7 protein-coding genes are annotated in these 5562 nt (G+C 38.0%); 5 read left to right on the forward strand and 2 right to left on the reverse strand.

From position 1 onward, the window contains the following. Positions 1 to 524: lysophospholipid acyltransferase family protein (locus AC1DND_RS17405; RefSeq protein ID WP_477583515.1), on the reverse strand; the 524-nt coding region annotated here is incomplete at its 3' end. 730 nt (positions 525 to 1254) lie between these two features. Here AC1DND_RS17405 and trpS point away from each other — a divergent pair. The 4 genes from trpS to kdsB all read left to right on the forward strand — a co-directional run bounded on the left by trpS (position 1255) and on the right by kdsB (position 3958). Further along, entirely contained in the window at positions 1255 to 2253 is a 999-nt protein-coding gene (gene trpS, locus AC1DND_RS17410; RefSeq protein WP_131031177.1) for a tryptophan--tRNA ligase, read from the forward strand. 118 nt (positions 2254 to 2371) lie between these two features. Beyond that, positions 2372 to 2986 (forward strand): deoxynucleoside kinase, encoded by a 615-nt coding sequence (locus AC1DND_RS17415; protein WP_025144984.1) that lies wholly within the window; start codon positions 2372 to 2374, stop codon positions 2984 to 2986. 14 nt (positions 2987 to 3000) lie between these two features. Beyond that, on the forward strand, positions 3001 to 3201 hold the full coding sequence (locus tag AC1DND_RS17420) for a DUF5808 domain-containing protein (RefSeq protein WP_477583517.1): 201 nt from the start codon (positions 3001 to 3003) through the stop codon (positions 3199 to 3201). Position 3202: 1 nt separating this feature from the next. After that, positions 3203 to 3958, forward strand: coding sequence for a 3-deoxy-manno-octulosonate cytidylyltransferase (kdsB, locus tag AC1DND_RS17425; protein ID WP_215127599.1), 756 nt, complete (start codon positions 3203 to 3205; stop codon positions 3956 to 3958). Between the two features lie 68 nt (positions 3959 to 4026). Here kdsB and AC1DND_RS17430 read toward each other — a convergent pair whose 3' ends face one another. Beyond that, entirely contained in the window at positions 4027 to 4980 is a 954-nt protein-coding gene (locus tag AC1DND_RS17430; RefSeq protein WP_477583518.1) for a bifunctional helix-turn-helix transcriptional regulator/GNAT family N-acetyltransferase, read from the reverse strand. Between the two features lie 106 nt (positions 4981 to 5086). Between AC1DND_RS17430 and AC1DND_RS17435 the strand changes: the two genes are divergently transcribed. Continuing rightward, positions 5087 to 5562: DUF3575 domain-containing protein (locus tag AC1DND_RS17435; protein WP_477583520.1), on the forward strand; the 476-nt coding region annotated here is incomplete at its 3' end.

Below are 5562 nucleotides of genomic sequence, written 5' to 3' on the forward strand. Positions count from 1 at the left end.
ATAGCCAGGCGGAACGGACCATTTTTAAACTCACCCAACTTTGGTGGGTAATGGTCGTCTATTTTACCTTCCGGAAAAATAATCAGGCTCATCCCCTTTTCTAGGTTTTCGCCAGCTTTTTTAAATGCTTTAAAAGCCGAAATCTTACTGTCGCGGTTTACAGAAATATCGATGGTTTTAAAAAAAATGCCTAATACGGGATTATTCAACAATTCGTCCTTTCCCATAAAATGGAATTTACCATGCCCCATGATACAGAAAATCATAATATCCAGGTTAGAGGTGTGGTTTGCGCAATAGATGTAAGTTTGTTTGGGATTTAGCTTTTCTTCATATTGATAACAAAAAAAAACACCTGAAAACAAACTGCACAAAAAACTGTTGGCTTTTCTGAAAAAATTGAGCGTACTGTAGTACTTCTCATTACGTGAGGTAATGTAATATATTGGATAGAACAGAGCGAAAAAAAACAGTATCCAGAATAGAAACCATATCCGGTGTACTTGTCTTAGAAGATAAATCATAGATAACCAAAAATATAAAATAGTTTGATATTTCAAACAACTGATTGCATTGGGCTAAGATTATGGTTGTATTATACCAAGCACTGGCGAAACCCGTTCTAAAGATCTCTCCGCTACATTACACTCCGATCGAGATGACGAAAAAAATAGTGAGATGACGAAAGGTACTTCTCCACGGTTCCGTCCCCGCAAAAACCGCTGTTGGTAAACCTTATTGAAGTGTAAAGCCCGGAGCACAGCGAGGACTTGCAACGGAAAGAAGGACTGTAGCTCCCGATGAAATACCGGCTTTCATTTTCAAATTATGGTTATATTGCTCGCTGTGGTTGTTGCGGCACCAGCGCTAGGAAAAGATCTCTCCGCTACGTTACACTCCGATCGAGATGACGAAAAAAATAGTGAGAGATAACGATCGAAAAGGTACTTCTCCGCAGTTCCGTCCTTGCAAAAATCACTGTCAATAAACCTTATTGAAGTGTAAAGCCCAGAGCGCAGCAAGGAATATAACGGAAAGAAGGACTACAGCCTCCGATGAAATACCTGCTTTCATCTTCAAATTATGAGGATGCAGCTTTTTGGTCGATGAGAGGTCAACCACTAGGAAAATAAAAATTTCAGCTTATAGATCTCTCCGCTTCGGTAGAGATGACGACGACACTAAAAAAATCTTACCATTAAAATTGAAGCGATTTATGATTTGCTTGTATTTTATTTTTAATTTCGTGCCATTATGAAAGAAACAGTGGTGAGTGGTATCCGCTCAACAGGAAAATTACATTTGGGTAATTATTATGGTGCAGTTAAAAACTTCGTTCAAATGCAGAACGACTACAATTGCTACTTTTTTATCGCCGATTTACACTCTTTAACTACACATCCTACTCCAGCCGATTTACATGGAAATATTAAACATGTTTTGGTTGAATATCTGGCCAGTGGAATTGACCCAGAAAATAGTACCATTTATATACAAAGTGATGTTCCGGAAATTGCAGAGCTTTATCTATACTTAAATATGAACGCTTATATGGGTGAATTAGAGCGCAGCACATCTTTTAAAGATAAAGTGCGTGCCAACCCAGATAACGTAAATGCAGGTTTATTAACCTATCCCGTATTAATGGCCGCCGATATTTTAATCCACAAAGCTACTAAAGTACCTGTTGGAAAAGATCAGGAGCAACATTTGGAAATGGCGCGTACTTTCGGGAACCGTTTCAACAGGTTATACAATACAGAATATTTTCCTGAACCTTACGCTTTTAGCTACTCTGACAAACTGGTTAAAGTACCTGGTTTAGATGGTAAAGGCAAAATGGGTAAATCAGAAGGCGAAGCCAATGCAGTTTACCTATCTGATGACCCTGAAACCATTCGTAAAAAAGTAATGAGAGCAGTTAGTGACGGTGGCCCAACGGAAGAAAACCAACCAAAACCTGAACCTATTCAGAATCTTTTTGATTTAATGAAAGTGGTTTCGAGTGCGGATACACTTGCACATTTTGAAGATTTATATAGCAAAATGCAGATCCGTTACGGCGATTTCAAAAAACAGTTGGCAGAAGATATGATTATTACGACTGCACCTATGCGTGAGCGTATTTTGGATATTGCCAAAAATGATTCATATTTAAGGCAGGTAGCCAAACATGGTGCATTAAAGGCCCGCGAAAGCGCGCAAAAAACCATCAGAGAGGTTCGCAGTTTAATCGGGTTTAAAAGTTTTTAATAATTTTAATAGATTTGAGATATGAGAAACGAGATTTGAGATATTAGATTTGAGATTAATTCTCAGTCGCATATCTCGAATCTCAAATCTCATATCTCAAATCTCCAATCTAAAGAAAATGCACATAGCAATTGTAGGAAATATAGGTGCCGGTAAAACTACCTTAACAGGTTTATTAGCCAAGAATTATGGATGGGAAGCTTTATACGAGGCTGTGGACAATAACCCTTATCTGGAAGATTTTTACAGCGACATGAAACGTTGGAGCTTTAATCTTCAGATTTATTTCCTAAACAGTCGTTTTCAGCAAATTACCGACATTGAAGTAAATAAACGCAACGTAATCCAGGATAGGACCATTTATGAAGACGCACATATTTTTGCAGAAAACCTGCATGATATGGCATTAATGACCACCCGCGATCATGATAATTACAGGGCTATTTTTGATAACATTACCTCTTTTATTAAACCACCCGATTTATTGGTTTACCTGCGTGCATCGGTACCTACATTGGTTAATAATATCCAACGTCGTGGCCGTGAGTACGAAGCAGGCATCCGTATCGATTACCTGTCTAAACTGAACGAAAAATACGAAGCCTGGATTAAGGGTTATAACCTGGGGAAATTACTGATTTTGGATAAAGATAAATTAGATTTCACCAACAACCCAGAAGATCTAGGTACGGTAATTCAATCTATTGAGGCGGAGATTAACGGTTTATTTTAATCTGAACGAATAAGGTGGGCAAAGATTTTCAGCACGAAAACCCATTAAACTGGAAATGGGGAATTATTTATTTCAATAAATCAGATTCCAGGGTTTTGGTTCCCAAGCGCAATAAAATTTTGGGCTGGACATTTAACTTTGCTCATCCAATTTCTTATGTAGTTATGGCGCTTATTATTGGTGCGGTTGTCTTATTAAGAACTTTAAATAAATAGTATGTCTAAAATTATCGGAATTATTCCTGCACGATATGCCTCTACCCGTTTTCCGGGAAAGCCTTTAGTAGATATTGCCGGAAAAACCATGATCCAAAGGGTTTACGAGCAAGCATCGAAAGCCGAAAGCTTATCGAAAGTAGTAATTGCCACCGATGATGTACGGATTGCCGATGAAGTAAAACGGTTTGGTGGGGAATTTATCTTTACCTCAACTAATCACCAAAGCGGAACTGATAGATGCGCTGAAGTGATTGAAACTTTACCTGGGTACGATATTGTGATCAACATCCAGGGTGATGAACCATTTATCGAACCTGCTCAGATTGAATTACTGGCAAGCTGCTTTACTGAAGAAAAAGTACAGTTAGCAACATTAATCAAATCTATCCAGAGTCAGGAAAGTGTATACAATCCCAATAGTCCTAAAGTGGTGATCGATGTAAACGGTCGCGCCATGTATTTTAGCCGTAGCCCAATTCCTTTTATCAGAAATGGAGAACCAGGTGTATGGGCAGAAAAGCATCAGTTTTACAAGCACATCGGAATTTACGGTTACCGCACAGAATCGTTAAAAGCCATTACCAAATTACCACCATCTTCTTTAGAAATTGCCGAAAGCTTAGAACAACTTCGCTGGATCGAAAATGGATTTTATATCCAAACAAAAGTAACTGACTTAGAAACAGTTGCAATAGATACACCAGAAGACTTATTAAAACTGAATAAATTGCTTAAGGCTTTGAAACTAGACTAAGTTCCATTTAAACATTGGTTATAAGTTTAGAGTTTAGAGGTTAGCGCTACCCCCCTAAACACTAAGCTCTACCTAATCACCAGTTCCATCTGAATATTACATCGCGTGTACGGTGTGGGCTTACCTGCCACTTTTTGGAAACCCAGTTTATGGTAAAGGTTTATGGCTGGTTTTAAAATGGTATTGCTCTCCAAATAAATTTTAGATGCGCCTAACGATCTTGCCTTATCAATAATGGCATTTGCCAATAGAAAGCCCACATTTTTTCCTTGTGTTTTTGGCGATACCGCCATTTTGGCCAGTTCAAAATCATATTCGCCATCATACATCTTAATTAGTGCACAAACACCCAAAGGCTCACCTTCGTAAAGAGCAACCAATATAAAACCTCCTTTATCTAAAATATAACCCTGCGGATTATCCAAAGCTTTATAATCAGATTCTTCCATGGTAAAATACTGTGAAATCCACTCTACATTTAGCGACCTGAATATTTCCTGGTATTTGGGCTGGTAATCTACAATCTCAATCTTTAAGCTATCTCTTTCTTTTTTCTTTTCAATTACTCTTCTCAACAAGGTTTTTTGCTCCAATAAAAACTCCCACTCGCCTATTGCTTCCCAAAGTTTATTTTGTGATTGGCCCGAAATCTCTTCAATGGCAGCATTTACATCGATTAGCTGATCTTCAATTTTTTTAGAGATCTCTAAACCTGCAGGAGAAAGGCTCACCACATTCCTTCGTCCATCGGTTTTATCTTTTCCCTCTTTAACGTAACCCTTTTTTAGCATTTCGCTAATGATTTTACTCACCGATGGATGAGAATGGCCAATATCTTTAGCCAGTTCGGTAATTGTTTTTTCTTTCTCTTGTGCCAAAGCATAAAACACAGGAAACCACTTAGGTTGCATATCAATATTATACAACTTATAAATCTGCGATGCGTCTTCAGTTACTTTATCGGTTAGCATTCTTAACCTGCTACCTATAGCTACTTTACCAGTTTCTTCGAAAAAATTCATAATAATAATTAATTACGTAATCAGTTACGTAAATATAAGAACTAAATTTTGGTTTGCAACAGTTTTAATTGCTTGAGGCTAATATTTTAGTATTTTCGTCCTTATTATGAAAAAGAAAACGCTCCTATTTATATTCATTTTATGTGCCTATTCCAGCTTTGCACAAGATGAACCTGGCTTAACGATAAAGACAAACATTTTGAATTTAGTAGCCAAAAGGCCTACAATAGCCATGGAAAAGACTTTTTCAAACCGCTATGGTTTAGAGCTCGCATACACCTCAGGCGAAATTAAAAATCTGGGCTACCGAGATTATCTCCATTACGAAGGCTTCTTACTTCGTGCAAAGAAATACATCCGCCCGATCAAAAAAAGAGAAGCCAATGCTTTTTATGGCGTTTATTTCGGAAACCTCGATAAAACTGCTGTCTCGCATCGCTCCGTTGATGAAACCGGTATTTTCAGCTGGGGCCGAAACAGGGATTTTAGTGCAGGTTCTTTGCGTTACGGTGGAACATTTGGCGTATCATTTATTCCGGGAAAACATTTTCTTTTAGAGGGCTTAACAGGCTTAGGTTATGG

It is taken from the genome of Pedobacter sp. 01N416, assembly GCF_056399685.1.